The sequence below is a fragment of the Anaerobutyricum soehngenii genome, from assembly GCF_009697165.1.
Taxonomy (GTDB): domain Bacteria; phylum Bacillota; class Clostridia; order Lachnospirales; family Lachnospiraceae; genus Anaerobutyricum; species Anaerobutyricum soehngenii.
In genome coordinates, this window is the sequence record NZ_VULP01000007.1 from 92,034 (window position 1) to 118,440 (window position 26,407).

General features: G+C 37.7%; 25 protein-coding genes and 1 tRNA gene. 19 read left to right on the forward strand and 7 right to left on the reverse strand.

The window, feature by feature from the left end:
- Positions 1-16: 16 nt before the first annotated feature.
- Entirely contained in the window at positions 17-694 is a 678-nt protein-coding gene (locus tag FYJ25_RS05295; protein WP_147608285.1) for a response regulator transcription factor, read from the reverse strand.
- A 297-nt stretch (positions 695-991) separates the two neighbouring features.
- On the opposite strand from FYJ25_RS05295, the gene FYJ25_RS05300 reads away from it, so the two are divergent.
- From FYJ25_RS05300 to serS, 3 genes are all read left to right on the forward strand, one after another.
- Positions 992-1,897, forward strand: a complete 906-nt coding sequence (locus FYJ25_RS05300; RefSeq protein WP_154580747.1) for a diacylglycerol/lipid kinase family protein — start codon at positions 992-994, stop codon at positions 1,895-1,897.
- A 726-nt stretch (positions 1,898-2,623) separates the two neighbouring features.
- Complete coding sequence (locus FYJ25_RS05305) at positions 2,624-2,818, forward strand: hypothetical protein (protein ID WP_123864820.1); 195 nt, start codon at positions 2,624-2,626, stop codon at positions 2,816-2,818.
- Positions 2,819-3,112: 294 nt separating this feature from the next.
- On the forward strand, positions 3,113-4,399 hold the full coding sequence (serS, locus tag FYJ25_RS05310; protein ID WP_154580739.1) for a serine--tRNA ligase: 1,287 nt from the start codon (positions 3,113-3,115) through the stop codon (positions 4,397-4,399).
- Between the two features lie 701 nt (positions 4,400-5,100).
- Here serS and FYJ25_RS05315 read toward each other — a convergent pair.
- The gene (locus FYJ25_RS05315; protein WP_167513776.1) at positions 5,101-6,549 is read right to left on the reverse strand and encodes a D-alanyl-D-alanine carboxypeptidase family protein; all 1,449 of its coding nucleotides are present in this window, start codon (positions 6,547-6,549) and stop codon (positions 5,101-5,103) included.
- A gap of 303 nt (positions 6,550-6,852) precedes the next feature.
- Between FYJ25_RS05315 and trmB the strand changes: the two genes are divergently transcribed.
- The 4 genes from trmB (at position 6,853) to FYJ25_RS05335 (ending at position 9,582) form a co-directional block, all read left to right on the forward strand.
- Positions 6,853-7,500 carry a tRNA (guanosine(46)-N7)-methyltransferase TrmB gene (gene trmB / locus FYJ25_RS05320; RefSeq protein ID WP_096238918.1) on the forward strand — a complete coding sequence of 216 codons (648 nt, stop codon included), beginning with the start codon at positions 6,853-6,855 and terminating at the stop codon, positions 7,498-7,500.
- Between the two features lie 341 nt (positions 7,501-7,841).
- Complete coding sequence (locus FYJ25_RS05325; protein ID WP_154580741.1) at positions 7,842-8,660, forward strand: Cof-type HAD-IIB family hydrolase; 819 nt, start codon at positions 7,842-7,844, stop codon at positions 8,658-8,660.
- An 82-nt stretch (positions 8,661-8,742) separates the two neighbouring features.
- Positions 8,743-8,815, forward strand: a tRNA-Lys gene (locus FYJ25_RS05330).
- A gap of 47 nt (positions 8,816-8,862) precedes the next feature.
- Entirely contained in the window at positions 8,863-9,582 is a 720-nt protein-coding gene (locus tag FYJ25_RS05335) for an HAD family hydrolase (RefSeq protein WP_243145686.1), read from the forward strand.
- Positions 9,583-9,723: 141 nt separating this feature from the next.
- On the opposite strand, the gene FYJ25_RS05340 is transcribed toward FYJ25_RS05335, so the two are convergent.
- The 4 genes from FYJ25_RS05340 to FYJ25_RS05355 form a co-directional block, all read right to left on the reverse strand.
- On the reverse strand, positions 9,724-10,680 hold the full coding sequence (locus FYJ25_RS05340; protein WP_021906954.1) for an SGNH/GDSL hydrolase family protein: 957 nt from the start codon (positions 10,678-10,680) through the stop codon (positions 9,724-9,726).
- Positions 10,681-10,773: 93 nt separating this feature from the next.
- The gene (locus FYJ25_RS05345; protein ID WP_096238922.1) at positions 10,774-12,366 is read right to left on the reverse strand and encodes an MBOAT family O-acyltransferase; all 1,593 of its coding nucleotides are present in this window, start codon (positions 12,364-12,366) and stop codon (positions 10,774-10,776) included.
- Positions 12,367-12,374: 8 nt separating this feature from the next.
- Positions 12,375-12,605: a phosphopantetheine-binding protein gene (locus FYJ25_RS05350; protein ID WP_096238923.1), complete on the reverse strand. Its 231-nt coding sequence runs from the start codon at positions 12,603-12,605 to the stop codon at positions 12,375-12,377.
- A gap of 34 nt (positions 12,606-12,639) precedes the next feature.
- Positions 12,640-14,199 (reverse strand): amino acid adenylation domain-containing protein, encoded by a 1,560-nt coding sequence (locus tag FYJ25_RS05355; protein WP_096238924.1) that lies wholly within the window; start codon positions 14,197-14,199, stop codon positions 12,640-12,642.
- Between the two features lie 248 nt (positions 14,200-14,447).
- On the opposite strand from FYJ25_RS05355, the gene FYJ25_RS05360 reads away from it, so the two are divergent.
- The 12 genes from FYJ25_RS05360 to FYJ25_RS05415 all read left to right on the forward strand — a co-directional run bounded on the left by FYJ25_RS05360 (position 14,448) and on the right by FYJ25_RS05415 (position 25,100).
- Entirely contained in the window at positions 14,448-14,708 is a 261-nt protein-coding gene (locus FYJ25_RS05360) for a hypothetical protein (protein ID WP_123864821.1), read from the forward strand.
- 281 nt (positions 14,709-14,989) lie between these two features.
- Entirely contained in the window at positions 14,990-15,937 is a 948-nt protein-coding gene (locus FYJ25_RS05365) for a sugar-binding transcriptional regulator (RefSeq protein WP_096238926.1), read from the forward strand.
- A gap of 95 nt (positions 15,938-16,032) precedes the next feature.
- Positions 16,033-17,211: a sn-glycerol-1-phosphate dehydrogenase gene (locus tag FYJ25_RS05370; RefSeq protein ID WP_096238927.1), complete on the forward strand. Its 1,179-nt coding sequence runs from the start codon at positions 16,033-16,035 to the stop codon at positions 17,209-17,211.
- A gap of 93 nt (positions 17,212-17,304) precedes the next feature.
- Positions 17,305-18,099 (forward strand): HAD-IIA family hydrolase, encoded by a 795-nt coding sequence (locus tag FYJ25_RS05375; RefSeq protein WP_021906961.1) that lies wholly within the window; start codon positions 17,305-17,307, stop codon positions 18,097-18,099.
- 59 nt (positions 18,100-18,158) lie between these two features.
- Entirely contained in the window at positions 18,159-18,596 is a 438-nt protein-coding gene (locus FYJ25_RS05380; RefSeq protein WP_021906962.1) for an RpiB/LacA/LacB family sugar-phosphate isomerase, read from the forward strand.
- Positions 18,597-18,705: 109 nt separating this feature from the next.
- A complete protein-coding gene (locus FYJ25_RS05385) occupies positions 18,706-20,259 on the forward strand; it encodes an FGGY-family carbohydrate kinase (protein ID WP_096238928.1) in 1,554 nt (517 codons plus the stop codon).
- Between the two features lie 96 nt (positions 20,260-20,355).
- Positions 20,356-20,820, forward strand: a complete 465-nt coding sequence (gene rpiB / locus FYJ25_RS05390; RefSeq protein WP_021906964.1) for a ribose 5-phosphate isomerase B — start codon at positions 20,356-20,358, stop codon at positions 20,818-20,820.
- Positions 20,821-20,844: 24 nt separating this feature from the next.
- Positions 20,845-21,264, forward strand: coding sequence for a cupin domain-containing protein (locus FYJ25_RS05395; protein ID WP_021906965.1), 420 nt, complete (start codon positions 20,845-20,847; stop codon positions 21,262-21,264).
- A 984-nt stretch (positions 21,265-22,248) separates the two neighbouring features.
- Positions 22,249-23,061: a cobalt ECF transporter T component CbiQ gene (gene cbiQ, locus FYJ25_RS05400; protein ID WP_154580742.1), complete on the forward strand. Its 813-nt coding sequence runs from the start codon at positions 22,249-22,251 to the stop codon at positions 23,059-23,061.
- Between the two features lie 96 nt (positions 23,062-23,157).
- Positions 23,158-23,994, forward strand: a complete 837-nt coding sequence (locus FYJ25_RS05405; RefSeq protein WP_154580743.1) for an energy-coupling factor ABC transporter ATP-binding protein — start codon at positions 23,158-23,160, stop codon at positions 23,992-23,994.
- Between the two features lie 27 nt (positions 23,995-24,021).
- On the forward strand, positions 24,022-24,756 hold the full coding sequence (locus tag FYJ25_RS05410; RefSeq protein ID WP_154580744.1) for an energy-coupling factor ABC transporter permease: 735 nt from the start codon (positions 24,022-24,024) through the stop codon (positions 24,754-24,756).
- Between the two features lie 14 nt (positions 24,757-24,770).
- Positions 24,771-25,100, forward strand: coding sequence for an energy-coupling factor ABC transporter substrate-binding protein (locus tag FYJ25_RS05415; protein WP_147608257.1), 330 nt, complete (start codon positions 24,771-24,773; stop codon positions 25,098-25,100).
- Positions 25,101-25,702: 602 nt separating this feature from the next.
- Here FYJ25_RS05415 and FYJ25_RS05420 read toward each other — a convergent pair.
- Positions 25,703-26,257, reverse strand: a complete 555-nt coding sequence (locus FYJ25_RS05420) for an LOG family protein (RefSeq protein ID WP_147608255.1) — start codon at positions 26,255-26,257, stop codon at positions 25,703-25,705.
- Between the last annotated feature and the right edge of the window lie 150 nt (positions 26,258-26,407).

The window sequence follows — 26,407 nt, forward strand, 5'->3', positions numbered from 1 at the left end:
CATTCCCTTATCTTTATTATTGTTCAGGAGATTTTAGCATATATCCGATTCCTCGAATGGTTTGAATAAGTTTTACATCAAAATCATCATCCACTTTTTTTCTAAGATATCGTATATATACATCAATAATATTGGATTCTCCATCAAAGTCAATCCCCCAGGCATTAGATTCTATCTGTGAGCGGGAAAGCGCGATATTTTTGTTTCGCATCATATATTCTAAAATAGAATATTCTTTTGGAGAAAGCTCGATGAGGATACCATCTCGCGAAACAGATTTTTGATCAGTATCTATTATCAGATCTCCACAGGAATAAGAAGTACTGTGTTTTTGAGGACAGCGCTTTATAATAACGCGAAGCCGGGCAAGAACTTCATCAAAAGAAAACGGTTTGACAACATAGTCGTCTGCACCATAATCAAGCCCTGTTACAATATCGTTGGTCTGATCACGCGCAGTAAGGAACATAACAGGGGTCTCTATTTTTTTATTCCGTATATCTTTTAGAACCTCAAAGCCATCTTTTCCGGGAAGCATGGCATCAAGTAAAATGGCATCATAACTTTCTTCTGTAATATAATATACCGCATCATTTCCATTAAAACAGGAATCTACGATATATCCTTCTGCTTTAAGGTGTTTTGTAATAATGTGATTTAAATCCGGTTCATCTTCAACTACAAGAATTTTCATAAGAATCTCCCTTCATATATTTATATGTTCCGCGGGTCCTAAAGACAAATCCCTTAACGTGCAGGCACGAACGGAGTTTTGACCTTTTTCTTTTGATATCATAGCATAAAAATATTATAAGAGATATGCCTTTGTGCGGAATTCCTCTATATTTCGTGTTAAACCAAGTGATTTATAAATGAAATATATGTAAAAATCTTGTAATGAATGTAACGCTATGATAGAATAAATGAACTGGAATTTAAAAGAAAAGTACCGAGAGTATATAAAAATTTATTAGGGAGGTATAGGAAAGTGATGAAAGGCTTGTTTATCATTAATCCATCTTCTGGAAGGCAGAATTTTATTGATAAGATTAAGGAGATTGCGGGAATGCTGGTCATTGACCAGATATGTAATACAATAGATGTTTTCTATACAGAGAAACAGGATGATGCCTTGAATAAAGCAGCCGCACTGGAAAAAGGCCAGTATGACTTTGTCGTTGCTGTTGGAGGCGACGGAACACTTAATGAGGTAATTAATGGAGTAGTAATGAGTAAAAGCGAGACTCCGGTTGCTGTCATTTCTGCAGGAACAGTTAATGATTTCGCTACATATTTAAATCTTCCGCAAACCCCAAGAGAATTCTGCGATATGATAGCAGATTTCCAACTTAAAAAAGTAGATGTTGGTAAAGTAAACGACAAGTATTTTATTAACGTAGTAGCAGCAGGTTTATTATCGGATACAGGATTTAAGGTATCTAAAGATAAAAAAGCAGTAATGGGTAAGTTAGCCTACTATTTAGAAGGAGCGGCAGAACTTCCGAAACAATTCGGAAAAAGCTGGAAAATGAGATTCGCAACAGACGATAAGACAATAGAAGAAGAAGTTCTCCTATTTATGATTGCAAACTCACAGAGTGTAGGCGGATTTAGGGAGATTGCCCCTCTGGCATCAGTTTCCGATGGTTTATTTGATGCAGTGATTATAAAGAAAATGGATATTTTTCAGATGCTTCCATTAATGATCTCTATATTACAGGGGGATCATGTAAATCATCCGGCAGTAGAATATATTCAGACAGAAAACCTTCAGATAGAGAATCTGTCCGGAGAGGAAGTAAAAGTAGATTACGATGGAGAAGAATTACCGGAAGGTTTCCCGGTAAATATCAGTATCATTCCACAGGCAATACAAATCGTGGTACCGGGAAAATAAACACTAATTTGTAAATTTTGTGTAGACGAAAAAAGAAAGAATACCATATCCCATCTGCTCTGTAGTCGCTGTGTTTAAAATGCTCGTTCGCATCTTAAACATGCTCCGAAGCCGCATCTGGGATAGGTATTCTTTCTTTTTTCTGACTATACAAAACTCACAGTTGGTGAGAATGGGGATTGCTCGGAAATCTATGGTTTTCATCCAAATAAAGGCTCCAGATGAAGAATATTTTCTTACGGCAAAATAGTTCTTTGATTAAAAATCATAATCTCCTGGAGAATCCTCTTCTCTTTCCAACAGAAATCACTAATTTGCTATTTATTATTAAAAACAGACAGCTGCTGAAACAAAATTCTATGCTGAATTGTAAGAAGACTAACTACAATTATTTAGGAGAAGATATTCTCTTCTGGAGATTTTTATTCCAAATAAAAACCAAAGCATTCTGGGCAAGCCACTTATTCCCATCCAAGCTTTAAATACTAATTTCCATCTGGAACCAAAGAACAGAAAAGCAGAAATTTGAGATAGAAGAAAATGTGATGTCGGAGCTAGTAAAAATGCCGGTCAGGCATTTTCTACGAAGCGACTATCTTCACATTTTCTTCTATCTCAAATTTCTGCTTTTCGTCTCTCTAGTCCATCAAATTAGTATTTTAGAAAATAATAGTTGCAAAGAATTTCTTTCTGACTTATAATAGACAGGAATATAGAGTTGTTGCGTTGAGAGAAGCTACGGTATGGATGTTTTTAAGAGAGTTGATGGTTGGTGAGAATCAGCAGGCGGAAGTACCTTTCCACTTTTTGAGCATTGACGAAAGTCAAAGGCTGGTATCCTTTAACGTACCGACGAGAGGCTGTTATCGTTTTTCATATTTAAGACAGGATCGTTTGATGTATTTGGATATGTTTATATAACAGCAATTTGGGTGGCAACACGGAATTCTTCGTCCCATGATGTAGGGTAGAAGGGTTCTTTTTTTATCTCAGTCGAGAAGACTCCCACCTCTTTCAGGTGGTGAGTGACAGCAAATTTGTCTCAGTGGGAGTCCAATCTCCGACTGAGATAAACGCTACGCGAGGATGCGCAGTGATTCTGTAAAGAATATGTCAGCTTACGCTGATCAGAATCACGCGCCAAGTCTCGCAGCAGCTCGACTTGAATTTAGTCGGGAGAATTCCCGCTTCTATAACACAGGAGGAATATTGATAATGTTAGATTTAAAATTTGTTAGAGAAAATCCAGAAGTTGTAAAACAGAACATCCGTAATAAATTTCAGGATGAGAAGCTTCCTTTAGTAGATGAGGTAATTGAATTAGATGCACAGAGAAGAGCAACTCAGCAGGAAGCAGATGATTTAAGATCAAATAGAAAGAAGATTTCTAAGCAGATCGGTGCATTAATGGCACAGGGTAAGAAAGAGGAAGCTGACGCTGTAAAAGAGCAGGTTACGAAGAATGCAGAACGCCTGGCAGAACTTGAAAAATTAGAAGCAGAACTTGGGGAAAAAGTGAAGAAAATTATGATGATTATTCCTAATATCATTGACCCAAGTGTTCCGATCGGTAAAGATGATAGTGAGAATGTTGAGATTCAGAAGTACGGTGAACCATTTGTTCCTGAGTTTGAAGTTCCATACCATACAGACATTATGGGAAGATTTGATGGAATTGATTTAGATAGTGCAAGAAAAGTTGCCGGTAACGGATTCTATTATTTAATGGGTGATATTGCGAGACTTCATTCAGCAGTAATTTCTTATGCAAGAGATTTCATGATTGACAGAGGATTTACTTATTGTGTACCTCCTTTCATGATTCGCAGCAATGTTGTTACAGGTGTTATGAGTTTTGCCGAGATGGATGCGATGATGTATAAAATCGAAGGTGAAGATTTATATTTAATCGGAACTAGCGAACATTCCATGATTGGTAAGTTTATTGATACTGTTTTACCAGCGGATACGCTGCCAAGAACACTGACATCTTATTCTCCATGTTTCCGTAAGGAAAAAGGTGCACATGGTATCGAAGAACGAGGAGTATATCGTATTCACCAGTTTGAAAAACAGGAAATGATCGTTGTATGTGAGCCAGAAGAAAGCAAGATGTGGTTTGATAAATTATGGCAGAACACTGTAGATTTATTCCGTTCTATGGATATCCCTGTTCGTACACTTGAATGTTGTTCCGGAGACTTAGCAGATCTTAAAGTAAAATCTATCGATGTAGAAGCATGGTCTCCTCGTCAGAAGAAATATTTTGAAGTAGGAAGCTGCTCTAATTTAGGAGATGCTCAGGCAAGACGACTGAAGATTCGTGTAACAGGTGAAAAAGGTAAATATTTTGCCCACACATTAAATAATACAGTAGTAGCACCACCTCGTATGTTAATTGCATTCCTTGAGAATAACTTAAATGAGGATGGCTCTGTAAGAATTCCAGCACCTCTCCGTCCATATATGGGAGGAAAAGAAGTATTAAAACCAATAAAATAAATACTGATCTGTAGATTTCGTGTAGACGAAAAAAGAAAAAAATAATACATCCCATCTGCTTTGTAGTCGCTGTGTTTAAAATGCTCGTTCGCATCTTAAACACGCTCCGAAGCCGCATCTGGGATGTATTATTTTTTTCTTTTTTCTGGCTATTCTAAATCTACAGTTTAATAACATGGACTACACCAGAAGCCTATGACATTCCGGGAAATTAATTTCTAAAGGACTGACATTTAAATGGTTGTATGTTGTTTACACTTGAAAATTGAATGCAATTCAACAGAAATACGCTTCCTTCTGGAGATTTTATCTGAATAAGAATCGTAGATTTCTGACAACCCCCTTTCTCTTATTTTTTAACTGATTTGTAGAATGAGGTTAGACAGCTACTGTAATAGAACTTTTGGCTGAATTGTAAGGCAAGTATAGCAAAGAAAAGAAGATTAAATACAATTCAATCACATACAACAATTTGAATGTCAATCCTTTAGACTTTAATTTCTCGAGAATTCATAATCTTTTGGAGAATCCCCATTCTCTCCAACTGTGGATTTAAAGTAGTCAGAAAAAAGAAAGAATACCATATCCCAGATGCGGCTTGGGAGCGTATTTAAGATGCGGAAGAGCATCTTAAATACAGCGACTACAGAACAGATGGGATATGGTATTCTTTCTTTTTTCGTCTACATTAAATCTACAAATCAGGATTTTTTTCTATGTGATATGCGTTCTTTTCGACGTTTTTCTAATTCGTGTCTATGAATCATGTGCATGATTAAAATAATAAGAATGACAGCAATGAGGATTCTTAAAGAGAAAGAGATTCCTTTATGTATTGCCTCTTTTCTTTTGGATGCTACAGGAGCAGTTTTCAGGTTATCATCCAGGGATTTTCCTTCAAGGTAAGCTTTGCCCTGCTTAGAAGTTATGTCATAGGTTACTTCTGTACGGCCGAGTTCTTTATCATCGCAGGAGATAATGATATATCCAAGACGGCCTGTTTTTTTATCTTCATCTAGTTTAAAAGCGGTTTTTAATGTGGATTCGTCGAAGTCTTTTTTTACAAGGACAGAAAAATTAGTATCATAAGAGCTGTTTAATAACTGAATCTGGTCAAGCTTTGCTGAGTCGATCGAAGAGTTTTCTGTCATGGCAGTTTTTAAACTGAAGTTGGTCAGTGGCGTGACTGCCTTTACCTGATTAAATGCCCATTTGAATAAGTTTGCGGTATCAGTGTAGCTTTTGTCTGCTCCATGATCTTTTAAGATAACACAGATTAATTCAACATTATCTTTTTTAGCATAGGTTACTAATGTATTGAGGGCTACTTGAGTAAAGCCGGTTTTAGCTCCTTTTGCATATTCATAATAGTAGTCACTGTTTTGTCTTAAAATTTTAGCGTGATTCCAGAGTTCGAGTGTATCGGTTAAAGAATCGCTCTTTTTTAAGGTATAGGAAATGGTTCCGGCAATTTTGCGGAATTCCGGATGCTTCATTGCCTCTTTGAGAATGAGTCCCATATCATAGGCAGTTGTGTAATGTTCTTCATCAGGAAGTCCATGAGGATTTTTAAACTGTGTATTTTTACAGCCTAATTCTTTTGCACGCTTTGTCATAAGCTTTGCAAATTCTGTGGTAGAACCGGAAATGTGTTCAGCGATAGCAGCAGCGGCTTCATTAGCGGACACTAGCATTAATGCATATAAGCTGTCTTCGACAGTAAGTTTTGCGCCGACATTGATTCCGGCGGTACTGCTTCCGGCTTCGATTCCATTAACAGCGACGTTGGAGTATGTGATGATATCGCTCATGTTACAGTTTTCAACGGCGAGTAAAGCAGTCATAACTTTCGTGATGCTGGCTGGGTATCTTTTTGTGCTGGCTTCTTTTCCATAAAGAACCGTTCCAGTACCAGCATCCATTACAACAGCGGATTCTGCTACAATGTCAGGTGCTCCGCTTAGCTTTGAGGTTCCATAGGAAGCGCCTGTTGTCTGGGTGTTAGATGTGCCAGCCGATGCTTCTGTTGTTGCAGCAGTAGCCGCAGTAGTTTCCGTAGCTGTAGTAGTGGTCGCAGCTGCCGCAAGGGAATTTACACAAAAGCTGAAGGCCATTGTCAGTGTCAATATAAACGTAAATAATCGTTTCATTGGGATTCTCCTTTTGATTCTGCCCAGTTGGGCCATGTTTTAGAGTTTTGCCAGGTCATTTTTAGACCTTGCTTTTCATTGTATCCTACTTCTATAGAAAAAGCAAAAATTAATTGCAAAAATAATGTGCAGCGATTAGAATAATACTGTATGTCTAAAAATATCAGATAGGAAAAATGTACGCGAAAAGTTTCAGGCGGAAAATCAGCCACAAAAGCAAGTGCAAGAACGACTCCGAGAGTACATTAAATGCAGTGGAAAGCAAAGTGCGTATTAAAGTAGAAAAGTAGATAGGAGAGTTTGATGAGATTAAGAAATGTAAAAGGTTCAAGAGAACAGATTGCAGCGAATGAATATACAATTAAAGATGCAGAGCAGATCAAGGGTCAGTGGAAAGATTATTTTCAGGACGGTAAGCCGATTCAGCTAGAGATTGGGATGGGAAAGGGAAAGTTTCTTATGCGGTTAGCAGAGAAAAATCCTCATATTCATTATATTGGAATTGAAAAGTATTCCAGTGTTTTAGTCAGAGCATTAGAAAAGATGGAAGAAACTCCTTTAGATAATATTCATTTTATTCGAATGGATGCAGAGAATATTGTGAATGTATTTGAAAAAGGAGAGGTAGATCAGATTTATCTGAATTTCTCAGATCCATGGCCAAAGGACCGCCATGCAAAGAGAAGACTTACTTCCAGACAGTTTTTAGAGCGTTATCATAATATTTTAAAAGAAGAAGGAAGAGTTATTTTTAAGACAGATAACAGACCATTATTTGATTTTTCTTTAGAAGAAGTAGAGGAAGCAGGATGGACATTGGAGAAATGTACATTTGATCTTCATCATAGTGAATACTTAGAAGGCAATATTATGACAGAATATGAAGAGAAGTTTGTAGCAAAAGGTAATCCAATCTGTATGCTTCAGGTTTTTTATAAAGAAAATAAGTAATCTGTACGGGCATATGTAGTAATTGACTGGGTGATAAGAGAAGGTTGGAATTTGATAAATCAGGCGCACATCTTTAGTAATGTTCATAGAATAAATCAGGGGTGATATTTTATGAATTTTAAAGAAAAGATGTGCTGGAATATTCAAAGAAAAAGTTTTTGTGACAGGGGAATCTGGCGATGTTTATTTAACTTTTGCCGGAATATTTCAGAAGTGTGCAATATTCTGAATGGAAAATAACAGAGATCAGGTCTTATGTGTATTTTGCTTGAAGAAATCAGTATATTTCTGAGGGATTACAGATAATAAAACATATTTATAATAGATGAAAGGATTTACAAATGAAAATCGTAGCAATAGATTTAGACGGAACATTATTACATTCTGACTGTACGATTTCTTCTTATTCAAAAGAAGTGATTGCTGAGGCAGGGAAAAATGGGATTATGGTAGTACCGACTTCAGGAAGAAGCTTTCGAAGCATTAAGAATCAGGTAAAGGATATTGAAGGCGTGAAGTACTGTATCTGTGCTAACGGAACTTTGGTTGGAAATATTCAGACGGAAGAACTGATCCATAATTACAAGATACCGCAGCATTTCGTTTACGACATTTATAAAGAAGTGAAGGAAAGACATGGATTTATAGAGTTATATTGTGACAATGATGCGTATGTAGAAAAAGAGGATATTCCTGTCTTTTACAATACAAAAATGGGAAAGGATTTTTGTGACAGTTTACTTTCTACCGATGTAAAAGCGCTGTCTTATGATCTGCTGTTACGTCGGGGAACAATGAGGATTAATAAAATCCATGTTGCATTTCCAGATCCGCAGGAATTGAGAGAATTTGCTGCTAAAATAGCGAAAAACGAGAATCTTGTTGTGACATTTCCAAGTGAATATAATATGGAGATTTTCCCAAAGGGATGTAATAAAGATGTAGGGATTCGTATTCTTGCTGAAAAATATAATATTGCACATGAAGATACCGTAGCGATTGGAGATAGTGATAATGACGTGGCGATGATCGAATATGCACATATTGGAATTGCGGTAGCAAATGCGATGGAAGTATTAAAAGAGAAGGCGGATTATATTACGAAATCAAATGATGAAGATGGTCCGGCGATTGTACTAAAAAAAATACTTGAAAAATAAAAAATAATGCTTGCAATCTATGAAAGGTTGTTATATAATAGTCCTTGTCGTTGAGAGAAACGAAAACAAAACACAAGGATATGCGCTTTTAGCTCAGTTGGTAGAGCAGCGGACTCTTAATCCGCGTGTCCAGGGTTCGAGCCCCTGAAGGCGCATTACAAAGCATCGTTTTTAGGATTTAGGCCTGGGGATGGTGCTTTTTTTGTTGCCAATAAAAGGAGGAACAACAATGAACCTGATTTTTGACTTAGATGATACCCTTTATGACCTCATGGGACCTTTTGAACTGGTTCATAAAAAGTTATATGCAGATAAAACCGATGCGGATTGTACGGAACTGTTTATAAAATCACGAGATTATTCGGATGAGATTATGGAAGCAGAGATAAAAGGAGACATTCCACATGAGGATTGTTTTTATGAGAGAATTAAAAGAACGTATCATGATGTGGGAATTGAGATGAACAGAGAAGATACAGAAGAGTTTGAACGATTATACAGAGCTTATCAGAAAGAAATATCTCTTAGCGAGGGAGTGGAAGAGTTCCTTGATTATTGTAAAGCTCATAATATTTTCATTGCCATTCTTACGAACGGGAGACCGAAATCTCAGTATGCGAAGGTAATTGCTTTAGATTTACATAGATGGTTTGACGATGACCATATCTTTATTTCCGGTGGGATCGGCTATCAGAAGCCAGATCCGATGGCATTTCAATATATCGAAAAGATGTTTTCACTTAATCCGGAAGAAACATGGTATATTGGAGATACTTATGAGGCAGATGTTGTTGGGGCAGACGGTGCAGGCTGGCATACAGTCTGGTTTAATCACCGCAACCGAGAACGTCTGGAAAACTGTGCTGATGTGACAGTAAGAAGTATAGAGGAATTAAGTAGATTCATAAAAGAAAGAAGTTAAAAGTATGAAATCAGTAATATCTATATGGAAACCAGGATTTTAAATCTAGTAGAAAGAGTAAGGGTTTCTAAGTGCTCGACTTGAATGATATTACTGATTTCATTAGAGAATAATAAGATAATCAGAATAGAATAATATTGATTACTTCGTGTTTAATTTTAACAATTTGTGGTATTCAAGAACATCATTATCCCACTGTTTATATTTTTGATCTCCGCGGCGGTCAGGAAGGCCATATTCGTTTTTGAGGTATTCACCGAGATAGGCGGTAGTTTTTTGGGCTCCTTTGATATTGAGATGATCGCCGCCGTCTACAGTATCTTTTTTCCAGTTGATATTCTTTTTTAATTCAAGGTTCAAATCGATAAAGTTGATTTTGTTCTTGTCAGCAATCTGCTGCAATGCATTATGCTTTCTGTAGTTCCATCCATTGTAATTCGGAACGGAGATCAGTACAGGAATAGAACCCTGACGTTTGCAATAGTGAATACATTTTTCAAAGGTAGATGCACTGATATCGTTGATTTTCCAGGTTTTTCTGGTGAACTTCATTCGGTGCTTTTTTTTATGGACTTTGTGCGTTGATTTACGGTAATAGTAACCTTTCATAACGGAATATCGGTTTCCCCAAATGTTCTTAATTTTATGTGGGTTTAAGTTTTTGTGGAAGCTGATAACCGGAAAAAAGGTTGCGAGCTTTGCTTTTGTGATAGAGTCGAGATTAGCGATATCGGTTTTATCACGAAAAAGATTATTGCCGTCAATCAGTACGATAGAAGGCTTTTGGTGTTTATAAATCTGCTTTAAATATTCATAAGTCTCAGGAATACGCTGGCTTGCCTGTCCCCAGGTATATCCGGTGAATCCGTCCTGTTCCCACCATATGAGAGGAAAAATTCCGCTGTATACATTACTGTCTCCTATTGCTAATACATCAATACTGTTATCCGGTTCCTGAAAAATGCTATAGCCGGAGTAATTAAATAGCGGATTGGCATTGTACCCCATGGCAATGGATAAGGAAGAAAAGATTTTCAGTGCAAATGTTAAAATCAGCAGGAAAATAATGCTTCGTGCTGCTATTGATTTTTTTGACATTTTAGTTCCTCCTGTAAAGTGAATGTACTCTCACGAAATCAAGCACAAAAAGATTCCGAGAGTACATATGAAAGTGTTCGATAGTAAATCATATTAAAACTTCGCATAAATAAAGTCGGCAACGCCCCATCCGGGTCCATAGGCACCGGCAATGATGATCAGTATAATAGGAATCATATATAGTCCCCAGCGAATTGGTAAGGACTGTTTTGATATGAGTTCGCGGATAGAATGTCCCTCTTCCTGGCTCTTTCCGATGAGATAGAGAAGAATAATACTAAAGACGATTAACAGGAAATCCAGTTTAAATAATCCTCCTTGATCAAAAGCTATCTGCCAGAAAGAGACTTTGCTGTTCCATGGACGAAATACAGAACAGAGCATAGCGATAGCAACGTTTAAGTTTCGTGCCCGGAAAATGAGCATACCAATATTTACAAGAATAAATGTGCGGGCTGTCTGCATTATGTGATACCAGGATGCATTTCGATCAATGTTACATTTCCTGCAAAAAGCAGCAAAAACAGGTTCGAAAAGCATACCAAGGACCATGATGACATAGTAATAAAGACCGTAAATAATGTATTTCCATTCTGCTCCATGCCAGATTCCATTACCGAACCAAACGGCGAACAGAGCAAAAATACCGGGAATCGTGGCAGCATAATAACGATTCATGTGGGCTCGGCACTTTTGGCAGAACTTCTGAAAATGTGTTCCAAGAGAAATCGGGTAAAAAATGTAATCTTTGAACCAGGCTCCCAGAGTAATATGCCATCTGCGCCAGAAATCATTAACGGAAGTGGCGAAAAATGGACGTTTGAAGTTCTCTTCTAAAGTGATGCCGAAAAGCTGGGCGCTTCCTCTTGCAATGTTAATACATCCGGCAAAGTCCATGTAAAGCTGGAAAGTATATAAAAGAATTGCCATGATAACAGGAAAACCGGAGTATCGTTCGTGATTTGCAAAAATAGCACGAACATACATATTTACGCGGTCAGAAAGAAGTACTTTTTGAAAAAGTCCCCATGTAATAAGCTGGGCACCAAAACAAAACTGTTTATAATCAAAGCGATGCTCTGCTTTTAATTCTTCACCAAGCTGCCCATAGCGGGAGATTGGTCCCTCGGTGATGACTGGGAAAAAGATTAAAAACAGAAGCAGGCGCAGGTAGTTTCTTTCGACCTTACATACGCCGCGGGCAACATCTGTCACGTAGCTGATGGCAGACAGTGTGTAAAAAGAGATTCCGAGAGGAAGAAAGATATTTAAAAACGGAATCTGGGCGGGGATATGTAAAGCATTAAAAAGTGCATTGATATTTTCACCAAAAAAGTTAAAATACTTTGTAACAAATAAAATACCGAAGTTTATAAAGCATAAGAATGCGATAACATAGCGGATTTTTGTCGTGGTCTTATTCTTTAGTTCTTTTCTTGTAGCGCGGTCCAATTCTTTCTTTTTTAATTTAAATGTTTCGTTGAACTGCTCGATAACTCTTGCACCAAGATAAATGGCTGCCGTTGTAAACAGGACAACGACAACCAGACTTTTCATTGTAAGAATATAGAACAGCAGGCTCGAAAAGAGTAGTCCGATCCAACGGCGCTTTATGGGAAGTAAATAATAAAGGATCAGACTGCCGCCAAGAAATGGAAAAAGATAGAGCCATGAATTATACTGCATATTCTCACCTACTCATCTTCTAAAATTTCCTGAACCATGTGGTAAATACTTTCTACAGATTTAAAGTTCTCTGGCTTAATATAAGGAAGTGTAATGTTGATATCAAATTCATCATTAAGCTCAGAGACAAGCTGAAGAATTTCCATAGATTCTAAAAGGTGTTCATCAATAAAATCTGTTGATGCCGCAAAGTCAGCGCCAGGTTTAATAGTTTCTAAAATTTCAAGAATAGTGTCCATAGTTAATCTCCTTTGTGTATTATTCAAGAATGTCTTAACATTCTTGATAGCTTTCTTTTAATAGTTTTCTGTCGATCTTTCCGTTTGCATTGTAAGGCATCTGTTTGATTCGGATGAACTTATTCGGTCGCATATACGCAGGCAGTTTAGAGGTTGCTGTAACGGAAAGTGCATCTGGTTTTACCTTTCCCTGATAAAAAACAAGAATTTGATCAGTTGTTTCTAAGTAAATACATACGCAGGCATGAATTTCCGGCAAAGCCCCAATAGAAGCTTCGATTTCACCGGGTTCAATGCGGTATCCCATATGTTTGATCTGGAAATCTTTTCGTCCCTGATATCTTAAAAGTCCATCTTCCCCTCGATATACAAGATCTCCTGTGCGATATACAACTTCCGGATAAGCATCATTCAACGGATTTTGTACGAAAGCTTCAGAAGTTTTTGATGGATTATGATAATAACCGTCTGCAAGAAACGGACCGCTGACAAGAAGTTCCCCGCTTGTAGCTTCTTTCCCGTTCTCATTTACGATGATCAGGTCACAATTGTCACAGGCAACGCCGATAGGAAGTGTTTCCTCATCGGAAAAAGTGTGATTAACAACATAGTAACTGCAAATATCGGTTGTCTCTGTCGGACCGAAAAGATTTGCGTAAAAAATATCAGGAAGTGCCTGGCGCCAGTAATTCAACTGCTTTACAGGCATAACTTCTCCGGCAAACAATACTTTCTTAAGATATTCCGGTTTAATATAAGAAAATGTATCCCAGTTCGCTACAATATTAAGCGCAGAAGGAACCCAGTAGATGGTATTTACTTTATAAGTATTCAGATATTCCATAAGCTGCATCGGGAATGAAAAATACTTCTTTGGAATAATCTGATAAGTTGCCCCGGTACGAAGTGCTGCATAAAAGTCAGAGACAGACATACTAAAGTACAATGGGGTCTGGCTTCCAAAAATAGTTGCTTGATCAATATCAAATGCATGGATAAACCAGCTTCCATAAGAAATCAATGCACGATGGCTGATCACAGTACCCTTTGGCTGACCGGTAGAACCGGAAGTATAGAGAATATATGCCGGATCACGTTCCGTCATCTGGTCACGTACTCTGTCAAGAAGCTTGTTATCTATTCCTGCCAAAGCACTATCTTCTATTAAAAATGTCTTAATTGTCTTTGAGAACGGTTCACTCTGGTCCTCTTCAAAAGAAGAAGGCATATCAGAACGGCTAGTGTGAAATGCATTCACTTTATCAATGTATGAGCTGTCTGTAAGAATCCCAGCCGGCTGTAATGTTTCAAAAATACGGTGTACACGTTCTACAGGCATCTGTGTGTCAAGTACGACATAAAAATTACCACTGTAAAGAACGCCGAGCATTGCCTCTGCCAGAGCAGGGCTCTTATCCATATAAATAGCAACAGGAATGCGGTGCTTCTTCAAAGTAGAAGCAAGCATGGTACCTGTCTGTTGGCTCTTTCTTTTCAGATCATGGAAAGTAACCGAAGCATGGTCGTCTGCAACGGCTATATGATCAGGAAAACGCTCACAGGTTTTCTCGAAATATTGTAATATATTTTTCATATGTAGTATCTCCTTAGTGCTGTTAGCGACTATTGATTCATAGTTATACATACAAGATAACAAAGAAATCTTAAGTAATAACCAAAGAGAATCTAAAACATTCTTAAGAGATAATTCTGGATTTATTTCCTTGCGCTGTTTGTTTCTTTTGCTTGATCAATGAAAACTTACATATATTTTACAAGACAATCTCTTTTGATTTTACATCTTTGTGTTAGAGTTATGCACATAAAGGAAAGGACAGATGGGTGATGAAAGTGAAAGAAATATATAAAATATCAGAGACTGTTCATAGAGCAGCAGGGGGAAAAATAGAAAATATTTTCCTGTTTTTAAATACAATGTTCTGGGCATTGCTTGCGCTTATTATTGGCGCGGCAGGATTTTCCCTGGCAACGGGAAGTGTGATTGGGCATGGAATTACATTATTTTGTATTGTAGGATATACTGGAATGATTATAGGATTTTTTGGTGGAAGTTATTATTTATATAGAAGAGATGAGAAATAAAGTAAGCAAGAAGCTATCGCAGTAACAGTGTTACAACTGTAACTGTGGATAGCTTCTTTTATTTTACAGGAAAAAATGCTGCGAAAATGCCGGGGTCCGTTTGAATGTATTTATGTGCCTACTGTTATTATATTTACAAAAGTAAAAATAATAATAAAAAATTGCCCAAAAACAGGGCAAAATATTTGGTTATATTGAAAGAATGTAAAAATATATGTCATGTTTTTGTTGACAATCTAGAGGGAAAATTTTATAATATAGGTAGTTACGGGAGGGGGAATATGAGGAAGGTAATTGATGATCCACGCCTGATGGTTCGGGTATGCGATTTGTATTATAATCAGGGTATCAGCCAGCAGCAGATTGCCAAGGACCTGAATTTATCCAGACCGACGGTATCTAGAGTGTTGGCGCTTGCTAAGGAGCAGGGAATTGTAAAGATTAGTATTTCCAATGTGAATGCAGTAGAGCATTGGGAGCTTGAGAGAAGACTTGAGAAAGAATTTGGTCTTCGGGAAGTAATCATTGTAGGAGAGAATTCCTCAGAGGATGGGATGAAGGAGTCGCTTGGAGAAGCGGCCGCCAGATATTTGGAATATACGATTAAAGATGGGAATATAGTAGGTGTTTCTATGGGTTCCACTTTATTTGAAGTCGTGTCCCATGTTGTACATCCTGCCGCACAGAAAGTTACATTTGTTCCGTTAGTCGGTGGAGTTGGAAGAGTTCGTATGGAGCTTCATGCGAACAGTCTGGCGGAATCACTGTCTCGTATATATAATGGTAAGTTTGTACCGCTGCATGCACCGGCCCGCGTTTCCAGCAGAAATATCCGAGATGAGCTTTTGAAAGAAGATAGTTTATTACCGGCGATTTATCTGACACAGAAATTAGATATTGCAATAGTTGGTATCGGATATCCGAATGAGAAGTCAGCAATTATGGCGACGGGATATTTTAAGGAGAATGAGATAGAATCTCTTATTGACCGTAAGGTAGCCGGAGAGCTATGTATGCAGTTTTATGATATTTACGGAGATACTGCTCCGTATAAAGATGATAATAATGTTATTGGAATGGATATCAGTATGCTTCGCTCTGTTCCACGTTCTATCGGTATTGCCGGAGGTGTTGAGAAGCTTCGGGCAGTCAGAGGAGCGATTAACGGACACTATATTAATACGTTGATTACAGATATTGAATGTGCAGAGGCATTGATATCTGAATAATAAATCATGGTGCAGCAGTAATAAATACTGCCGATGCAGTAGATGCAGCATCAGAATATATCTAGTTCATAGTTTTGATCAAGGGGGTAAATATCATGGATGAAATTCTAAACCTGTCAATTAATGAGATGCCACAAACTGAGTTTGATTGTTCTTGTGGAAAGCACCACAATTTTAGCGTACACGATATGTCTATCCGTAAAGGAGCAATCGAAGATTTACCAAAGATGGCAGAACCATTTAAAGATGGTAAGATTCTTGTAGTATTTGATAATCATACTTACGAAGTAGCAGGTAAAAGAGCTGTAGAACTTCTAAAAGAGAATGGATTTAATGTAAAAGAACTGTTATTTGATACAGGCGATGATATCTTGATTCCAGATGAGAAGACCTTAGGAAGAATTGTACAGGAACAGGATTTAGATACAAGCCTTATGGTAGCAGTTGGATCTGGTGTTATTAATGACTCCGTTAAGTTCGTAACTTCACGTTCCGGACTGCCATATATCATTGTTGCGACAGCACCATCTATGGATGGATATGTAGCAGATGGAGCCCCGATTTTCTCACAGGGATATAAGTATTCTCCGGTAGCTCATCTTACATACGGACTCGTTGGAGATACCGATATTTTAAAGACTGCTCCTCAGGATCTGATTCAGGCAGGTTACGGTGATGTTGTTGGTAAGATTACTGCGATCGCAGATTGGGATTTATCAGTTAAGGCCAATAACGATTATCGTTGCGATACTTGTGTTACATTAGTTAACAGAGCATTAGACAAGTGTTTTGCAAAAGCAGAAGGATTAAAGGAAAGAGATCCTGAGTCACTTGGAGCATTATTAGAAGCATTAACTTTAACAGGTGTTGCGATGGCATTAGTTAATATTTCCCGTCCGGCATCAGGTGCAGAGCATATGTTATCTCATTTCTGGGAAATGGATTACATTGCACGTGGATTAAATCCAAATCATCATGGAATTCAGGTTGGTGTAGCAACTCCGATTATTGCTCGTTTCTTTGAAGAATTAGCAGATATCCTTCCAGAAGGAACCGGAGCACTTTGTCCGCCTCATGAGGAGATTGAAGCACTTTTAGCAAAAGGTGGAGCACCAACAAGTCCAAAGGATATTGGTATCAGCAAAGAACTGTTCCATAACAGTTTACTGAAAGGATATACAGTACGTCCTCGTTACTCTATCATGCAGTTTGCAAAAGATAATGGACGTTTAGAAGAAATCGCAGATAAGATTACAGAAGAGATTTACGGCTAAAGAATGCCGGGCTATTCTTGAGGAATTCTCAGAATTTCTGACGACGATGATAGATATGATCAGGAATATATAAACAGGTAAGAGGTATATTTTATGCAGAAAAAGGAAGACGCATTAAAAGGTGTGAAACTATTTGTCCTTGATATGGATGGAACAGTATATTTAGGTGATCAGCTGATTGAAGGTGCATTAGATTTCATTCGTGAGGTAGATGCATCAGAAGACAGAGATTTCATTTTCTTTACGAACAATGCTTCTCGTGTCCCTGCAGTTTATGTTGAAAAGCTTCATAAGCTGGGACTTGATGTAGAGGAAAGTAAAGTTGTAACAGCTGGAGATGTCTGTGCAGAATTTTTGAAGGTGAATTATCCGGGAGCAAGAGTTTATCTCAATGGTACTCCTGTTCTGGAAGAGAACTGGAAGGAAAAAGGAATTAATCTTGTAGAAGAAGATCCAGATGTTGCAGTACAGAGTTTTGATACAACATTAACTTATCATAAACTAGATCGAATCTGTCACTACGTAAGAAATGGTGTTCCGTTTATTGCAACACATATGGATACAAACTGCCCGACAGAGTATGGATTTATGCCTGATTGTGGAGCAATGTGCAGTCTTATTACAGATTCTACAGGAGTGAAGCCTCGTTTCCTTGGAAAGCCATGGAAAGAAACAGTAGATATGGTTGCAGAGATTACAGGTTATAAGGCAGAAGAGATGGCTTTTGTTGGCGATCGCTTATATACAGATGTGGCAACAGGCGTGAATAACGGAGCGAAAGGATTTCTTGTTTTAACCGGGGAAGCAGATATGCAGACTGTAGCTGAATCTGACGTAGAGCCAACTTGTATCTATGATTCTTTAAATGAAATGAGAAAATATCTGTAGTTTTAAAGTATAAATCAAAAGGGATTTTTTACCACTCAAATAAAGAAGGAGATTAAAAAATGAAAGTAGTATTTGGATGTGATCCTAACGCAACACAGTTTAAATTAGACTTAATGGAATATGTAAAGAGTCTTGGACATGAAGTAGCAGACTTAGGAAGTGATGATCCGATTTATGCGAATACAGCCATTGAAGTAGCAAAAGCTGTAGCTGCTAAAGAATATGACAGAGGTATCATCGTTTGTGGAACAGGTATTGGTGTTTCTATTGCAGCCAATAAAGTAAAAGGAGCTTATGCTGCATGTATTCATGATGTATATCAGGCTCAGAGAGCACAGCTTTCTAATCATGCAAACATTATTACTATGGGTTCACAGGTTATCGGAATCGAACTTGCAAAACAGCTTGTTAAAGAATATCTTTCTGTAGAATGGGATCCTAACTGCAGATCTGTTGCAAAAGTACAGAGAATCATTGACTTTGAAAATGAAGAATAATCTATCAGATCTTACATGCGTTTGATTGGGAATATATGAAATAAAAGTGGGTATTGGGTAAAACAATATAGCATAGAAAGTATGCGTTAATGATGAAAGGAGTTACAAAATGGCAGAATATTTAATGGGTATTGATGCAGGAACCGGTAGTGTACGAGTAGCGTTATTTGATTTTAGAGGACAGAATCGTGCATACGCTGTTGCAGAGTATGGAACAACTTATCCTAAAAATGGATGGGCAGAGCAGAGCGACTACGAATGGTTTGAGGCATTAAAGAAAGCAATTCCTGAGTGTATCAAGAAGGCTGGTATCGCAGCAGATAATATCGCAGCGATTACCTGTGATGCTACAACAAACACATTAGTGTACTTAGATGAGAATGATACTTCTGTACGTCCACCGATTCTCTGGATGGATGTTCGTGCGACAGAAGAAGCATCCTTCATCGATACTATTCGCGAAGAATATGATGCAACGAAGTTCTATAAACCAGGATTTAGAGCAGACACTATGGTTCCAAAGTGTATGTGGGTTAAGAAGAACGAGCCTGAAAACTGGGCAAAAACTAAGACGATCATGGAATTTGAAGACTGGCTGAACTGGAAGCTTACAGGAAGAAAAACAGTAAGTATGTCTGTTGCAGCATTCCGTTGGAACTATGATGATAAAAATGGCGGATATCCAGTAGACTTCTATAATGCAGTAGGACTTGATGATGTTGTTGATAAGTTCCCAGAACCAGTATTAAAGGTAGGAGAAGTTGTTGGTAATATCAGTGCAGAAGCTGCAGAAATCTTTGGTCTTAGCAAAAAGACAGTTGTAGTAGAAGGTACAGCAGACTGTAATGCATGTATGTTTGGTGTTGGTGGTGTAAGACCAAACGGTATGACATTAATTGGTGGAACATCTACCTGTCTGTTAGGTCTTTCCGAAGAAGAATTCCACGTAGACGGTGTAAATGGAACATATCCAAACTGTATGTATGACGGAACCAGCTTGTTAGAAGGTGGACAGACAGCAGCAGGTTCTATTCTGACATGGTTCAAGAATAACCTTCTTCCGGCAGCATGGATGCAGGAAGCTGTAAACCGTAACATGAATATCTATGATCTCATCACAGAAAAAGCATCTTCTGTTCCGATCGGATGTGACGGTCTCGTTATGATGGACTACTTCCAGGGTAACAGAGCTCCTTATGCAGACTCAAAAGCAAGAGGAATGTTCTGGGGATTATCTATCGGTACAACACCGGCTCATCTTGCAAGAGCGGTATATGAAGGTGTTGCTTATGGTGCAAACCATTGTATCGTCAGCATGAAAAAGGCTGGATACGATGTAAAAGAAATTTACGCATGTGGTGGTTTAGCACAGTCTGACTTCTGGATGCAGATGCATGCCGATATTATCGGAGTACCAATGTATACAACAGTAGAGAGCCAGAGTGCAGGATGTCTTGGTGACTGTATCATCGCAGCTGTTGGTGTTGGAATCTATCCTAACTTCTGGGAAGCAGCAGACAGTATGATTCGTGTGGATAAAGAGTACATTCCTAACATGGAAGCACATAAAGAATATCAGTTCTATATGGAAAGATATATGGAAACATGGCCACAGATGAAAGAAATCGTACATAAAACAGTAGACCACAACAACAAAAAATAGTATTATATTAATATTGTAAATAACTAATAAGCCCGCGGAGGATACGCTACTGGTATGCTTCGCGGGTATATTAGATTTTAACTTGGAGGATTAATTATGTCAGAAGTAAAAGTAATAGGAATTGGTAATGACCATGCGGCAGTAGATCTTAAGAATGAGATCAAGGCATACCTTGAGGAAAAAGGTTATAAAGTAGTAAATTATGGAACAGATTCTTCCGAAAGCTGTGACTATCCAATCTATGGAGCAAAAGTAGGCCACGCAGTTGCAAGTGGAGAGGTAGATGCCGGTGTTTTAATCTGTGGAACAGGAATCGGTATCTCTATTGCAGCCAATAAAGTAAAAGGTGTACGAGCTGCCGTTGTCAGTGAACCGGTGTCCGCAAGATTAACAAAAGAACATAATAATGCAAATATTATTGCATTTGGTGCAAGAATTGTTGGAAGTGAGATGGCTAAGGCAATCGTAGACGCATGGCTTGATGCAAAATATATCGGAAGCGGCCGTCACGAGAGACGAGTAAACATGATTGAAGAGGAAGCAGCAAAGTATAATAAATAAAGTATATGGTTACGGAGGAAGAAGATGAGTCGTTTTATGGAAATAAAATCAAAGGATATAGAGAAAGCCTTTGAAGATGAGAGAAGACAGTATTTCGTTGGAAACTTAAAGAAACCACAACATATCCCTTTTGTTAAGTCAGACAATGCGGAAATGGGATTAACTGCTTATGATAAATTCACTGGTGAGCCGGCTCATCGCCACTCTGTGGCAAAAGAATATGCTTATGTTATTTCCGGTAGAACACAGTATATGGACCTTGACACAAGAGAAATATATGAGTATCATGCGGGAGATTTTTTTGCGACCTTTCCAGGAACAACTTATGTTCAGAAATCCGAAGCTGGAACAAAGATGATTTTTGTAAAAGAACCATCGATTAATGATAAAGAGCTTGTACCGATGGACGAAGAAGCTAAAAAATGGATGGAAACGGAATTCTGATTTGTAGATTTGGTAATAGACGAAAAAAGAAAAAAATAATACATCCCATCTGCTCTGTAGTCACTGTGTTTAAGATGCTCATCCGCATCTTAAATACGCTCCGAAGCCGCATCTGGGATGTATTATTTTTTTCTTTTTTCTGGCTATCTAAATTTACAGTTGGCGAGAATGGGGATTTTCCAGAAGGTTATGGATTCTCGGGGAATTAAAGTCTAAAGGATTGACGCATTCTTCTGGAGTTTTCCATTTGAATAGAAATTGTATACTTCTGGGGAATTCTCTTATTTTTCCTACTCAAAATGCTGATTTCATCTGGCGTCAAAGAACAGAAAAGCAGAAACTTGATATAGAAGAAAATGTGATGTCGGAGCAAGTAAAAATGCCGGTCAGGCATTTTCTGTGCCGCGACTATCTTCACATTTTCTTCTATATCAAGTTTCTACTTTTCGTTTCTTTAGTCCATTAAATCAGTATTTGTAAAATTCCACACAATAAGAGGTAATATTCGGCTATTTATTTACCAAAATAAAACGTGTGATTTTTTAGAAAAATGAAAGATTTTATTCATAAAAAAATAAGAATGTGCAGAAAAATACATTTACAAGAAGAAAAATTGTGATATAATAAACGAAGTTTGAGTGTATTGATAATTAAAATCAATAATGCTTATAAAGTATTCGTATATCTATTTTAGGAAATCAACACAGTTTTTAACAGAGTTTTCTTGTTTACAGAGTAACAATTATGGTTATATTCTGGTGAATACAGAGTTTTCTGTCCAACTAGTGTTAAAGTTCTATCCATCCTGTTATCTAGGTTTATGTAACAGGTTCTTTTAACTTTTATTTTCTATTATCTATTATACATTTTACCAATTGAAAATTGAATATTTTAGTACATGAAAAGAGACATAAAGAATAAAGAAAGAGTGTAAAAAGCAGGGGCTTGTAATAGAGTAAGTCCTGTTTTGTTATGGAGATTTTTATGAAAGAGAAGAAAAGAAAGTTCAGGCATGAGCATGGAGGAAGCTTTTCGGTAGATTATTATGCATATGCTTCTCGAATGAGAAGTTGGAATGCAGGTTTTAAAGTCCTGTTTTCGATTATTAGTTTACTTTTATGTATTGCGTGTAATAATCTGTTTGTTTCACTAGCAGTTATTTTTTTTATGGGATTTTTGACAGTGGCTGTTGGCGGTTTGAAGCTGCATCATTATATTTTGATGCTCCTTGTTCCAATCATATTTTTGATTTTTGGAACAATTGCCATAGCGATTGGGTTTTCAATGCATCCAGTGGGACAGTATCATGTTCATTTTTTGAATTTGTTTTACATTTACTGCTCAAAGGCAAGTTTGCTTAAAGCAGGGAATCTTGTGTTTAAGGCATTAGGCGCTGTCAGTGCACTTTATATGATGACATTGACGACACCGTTAAGCGAAATTATTGCTGTTTTGAGGAAGGCTCATGTTCCAAAGCTGATTATAGAGCTTATGAATATGATTTACCGATATATTTTCATTATGATTGATACGCACAGCCGTATGAAGAATTCAGCGGAATCCCGGCTTGGTTATTGTGATTTTAAAACATCTTGTTATTCCTTTGGACAGGTTGCCAGCAATCTGCTGGTTGTTTCACTGAAAAGAGGAAATAATTATTACAATGCCTTGGAAGCACGTTGTTATAACGGGGATTTACAGTTCCTTGAGGAGGAAAAGCAGGTAAAAGCAGGCCAGGTTGTAATGGCAGTTATTTTTATTATTATTTTATTGCTTATATGGTTTTTTACAAAGTAATTTAGAAGATAGTGTGCAGATATCCTGTATGTGTTATTTGCGATTTGAAAAATTTTAAATAGTTACAAGATAGATGTATGACCTGTGGAGGTATTTATGCAGGAAAAAGAACCAATATTAAAGGTAGAAGATTTACATTATGCATATAATGGCGAAAAAGCAGCGTTGAATGGAATTGACCTTAATATTTATGAAGGTGAAAAAATTGCGGTGCTTGGCTCTAACGGAGCCGGAAAGTCTACATTTTTTCTGAACATTAACGGAGTTTTGAAGTCTCATCATGGAGAAATATATTATCGTGGGGAGAAAATTACGAAAAAGAATCTGAATAATCTTCGAAAGAATGTAGGAATTGTTTTTCAGGATGCAGATAATCAGATTATTGCATCCACAGTAATGGCAGAAGTTTCTTTTGGACCGATGAATTTAAAACTGCCAAGAGAAGAAGTGGTTTCTAGAGTGGATAAAGCTCTTGAATATATGAATATCTCAGGATTTAAAGATCGTCCGCCACATTATTTAAGCGGTGGTGAGAAAAAGAGAGTCAGTATTGCAGATATTATTGCAATGGAGTCAGAAGTTATTATTTTTGATGAGCCTACAGCGGCACTTGATCCGCTGAATGCAGCAATGCTTGAAGAGGTTCTTCAAAAAATGGGTGATGAGGGCCGGACAATGCTCATATCTACACATGATGTAGATTTCGCTTATCGATGGGCAGAGAGAGTTATCGTATTCTGCCATGGAAAGATCATTGCGGATGATACACCACTTGCTGTATTTAAGCAGGAGGATATCTTAAAGCAGGCGAACCTGAAGCATCCGATGATGTTTGATGTCTATGACATTTTAAAAGAGAAAGGTATCGTTCCTAAAGGGGACGTTTATCCTAAAAATATTGCCGAATTTCAGGCAATGGTAAAAGGTTTATAAATGAAAAATTAAAAGGAGGAGAGACAAATGTCTAAAAAACAAAAGAGTCTTGCAGTTCTTGCGAGCGTATTTTTAATGCTTTTCACAATCGCACCAGTTTCTAATGCGATGCACATCATGGAGGGATTCCTTCCAGTGAAATACTGTATCTTATGGGGAGTAATCTGTGTACCATTTTTAGTAATCGGTTTTATGAATATCAAAAAGGTGCTTGGAAATGACAGAAGAACTCTTACAGTACTTGCTTTAACAGGTGCTTTCGTGTTCGTACTTTCATCTTTAAAGATTCCTTCAGTAACAGGAAGCTGTTCCCATATGACAGGTACAGGTCTTGGAGCAATCTTATTTGGACCATGTGTAACAAGTATTTTAGGTATCATCGTATTAATCTTCCAGGCAATCTTACTTGCACATGGTGGATTAACAACATTAGGAGCTAACTGCTTCTCTATGGCAATTGCTGGACCAATCATTTCCTGGGTATTATATAAATTACTTCAGAAAGCAAATGTAAATAAGAGAGTAGCTATATTCGTTGCATCATTCTTAGGTGATTTATTTACATATTGTGTAACAAGCTTCCAGCTTGCACTTGCTTATCCTTCAGAAGTTGGCGGTGTAGGAGCATCCATCGTAAAATTCCTTGGAATCTTCGCTACAACACAGCTTCCATTAGCAGTTATTGAAGGTATTCTTACTGTAGTTATCGTTATTGCACTTGAGACATATGCAAAAGACGAATTAAGCAGTCTGGAATTTTAATAGGAGGAAAGAAAATGACAAAAAATACAAAAACAGTAGTTATTTTATTAGTAATTGCAGCATTGATCGCAATTGTTCCACTGTTTGCACTTAAAGGTGCAGAATTTGGTGGATCTGATGATGCCGGTAGCGAAATGATTTCTGAAATTCAGGGAAAAGAATATGAACCATGGTTCACACCAGTACTTGAAACAGCACTTGGTGGAGAACTTCCTGGAGAAATCGAAAGCTTAATCTTCTGTCTTCAGACAGGAATCGGAGTAGGAATCGTAGCATTCGTACTTGGACGATTTGTAGAAAGAAAGAAGTGGCAGGATAAAGAAAAGGATTCGACCTCGAAATAGTTTGTGGTAATAACAGACGAAAATGAAACAAGCCTATAATAGCCAGATGGGAAAGTAGTCGCGGCGAGGAAAATGCGTTTTGGCGCATTTTCTCTTGCTCCGATATCCCATCTGGCTATTATAGGCTTGTTTCATTTTCTGTTTTTATTAAGACAGACTGTTTGGAGAACAAAGTCCTTTTCTTATGCCGGTGGGGTGAGTGGGGAATAGGGGATAAGAGTTTCTGCTTGCTAGACATTCTGTCTGGTTATTACGTATCTGTTCTATTAAATGAGATGAGTGTTTGAGAGACTTATATTTATGCTGATTAGGTGGAGCGTAGGAAATAGGGTATAAGGGTTTCTACTTATCGGATATTATGACGGTTGAGTATATATCAGTTGATATACAAAAGAGGGCAGGAAGACAAAGTCTTATGTTCCCTCCCCCCATCTCCTTCCTACATTTTAGATGGTCAAAGCACAGAACTTCGGAAAGGGGAGAGGTAGCAATTGTGATGTCGGAGCAAGCAAAAATGCGGTTGAGCATTTTGTGCGCAGCGATTATCTTCACAATTGCTACCTCTCCCCTTTCCAGAGTTCGTCTGTTTAGCCATTTAAAACCTATTGACTTGTTAACCATTCAACGGCATTAAGCACTTCTTCTGGTGTTTCGCATACAGAGAAGAGCGACTTTACGGATTCGCGGATGAAGCCCATGCCGATAAGTTTATCAATATTTGCAATGGTGTCATCATAGAAACCGGCCACATTATATACAATGATCGGCTTTGCGCTTCGGCCAAGTTCGGTCAAAGTAAGTATCTGGAAGAATTCATCAAAAGTTCCGATTCCACCAGGGGCGATAACGAATGCATCTGCATTCTCTTCCATGACTTCTTTTCGAAGACTCATAGTTTCTGTGCGTACAATTTCAGTGCATTCACTTTTAATCGGTTCAAACTTGTTCATGAAGGTCGGAACAACGCCTGTTACCTCTCCACCGTTTTCTAATACACCGCTTGCACAGGCTCCCATCAGTCCGCTGGCACCCCCGCCATAGATGAGTTTATGGTGTCGTTTTGCAATTTCCTTTCCTAGTTCGTTCGCTGCATTTATATAGATGGAATTGATGCGGTCGCTTGCTGCGCCATACATACATATTGTAAGTCTGGTCATAATAGCACCCCCTCGTTTTTATTGGTACTGTAAAGTTTTACAGTCCTATTTTTGTTTAAAACCTTATATTTTCAAGGATTTCATCACTTTTTACGAATAAAAAAGCAATGACCCCCTTTTTCATGTATAATGTAAGTGACCAAACTCAAC